Annotated in this window: 2 protein-coding genes; both read right to left on the bottom strand. The window is 38.0% G+C overall.

The features are described 5' to 3' along the window. Nucleotides 1–364, bottom strand: a 364-nt coding sequence (locus AC1DND_RS28530; protein ID WP_477586300.1) for a glyoxalase superfamily protein, incomplete at its 3' end; no start/stop codon positions are given. A 1-nt stretch (nt 365) separates the two neighbouring features. After that, a complete protein-coding gene (gene ilvN, locus AC1DND_RS28525; protein ID WP_477586301.1) occupies nt 366–935 on the bottom strand; it encodes an acetolactate synthase small subunit in 570 nt (189 codons plus the stop codon). Between the last annotated feature and the right edge of the window lie 32 nt (nt 936–967).

Raw genomic sequence — 967 nt, 5'->3', positions numbered from 1 at the left:
CGGTTAATGTTTCGTTAAAGGTAATCTTGTTAAAGAACGGGTCGTTTACTGTTACTGCCCAGGTTCCGTAAAAAGTTTTCTCCAAACCTGGCCTGTTGTACTTATATTTTTTATCTATTATTTCTTTATGAAATGCTCTCAATCCTATACAATCTACATATACATTTGCACCGGGAGAACTATCTCCATGGTGCTCACTTAAATGGAGTTCGATGCCTCCTAATGAAATCTGCATATAAACAGGGGTATTTTCTTCAAACGTGTGTTCCCAGTCTATTTTAAAGCCCAGCCAGTTTACGTAAAACTCTACTGCTTTATCGTAATCGAAAATTCTTAAAATTGGTATGGCTTTATTGCATTTCATATTACATTGTAAAAATCTTCCCCCCTTTTTCTAAAAACTCATTTTCTACCAATTCTTCACCTGGTTCGAAAGCTTCGAATTCCTTTAGTTTTTCGTGGAAACCTGCACTGTCTTTAATAATGGCTACTCTTGCAGATCTCACAAATTCAATTAGTTCGTAAGGTTCTAAAGCTTTCACCAAAGCATCAGTTTCTTCGCGGTGACCAGTTACTGCAAAAACGGTATAATCTTTACGGATCACTACCGCACTTGCACCGTATTGTCTTAATAAACGCTCTACGGTTACTTTTTCTGCAATTTCATCTGTAGAAACTTTGTAAAGCGCCAGTTCCTGCCAGATAATTTCTTCGTTGGTGTTGAAATAAACTTTCAATACCTCAATCTGTTTTTCTATCTGACGGGCCAGCTTTCTCACTACCTCGTAACCTTCGTGGATGACGATGTTGAAGCGGTGTATTCCTTCAATTTCTGATGCGGAACTGTTTAAGCTTTCGATATTGATTTTTCTTTTCGAGAAAATAATCGCAATCCTGTTGAGTAAACCAATGCGGTTTTCGGCGTACACCGTAATGGTATATTCCTGTTTTCCTTCTAGGTCAACGG

The organism is Pedobacter sp. 01N416 (assembly GCF_056399685.1).
Note: the sequence above shows the minus strand (reverse complement) of the source record. Positions and strands in the feature narration are given on the sequence as shown.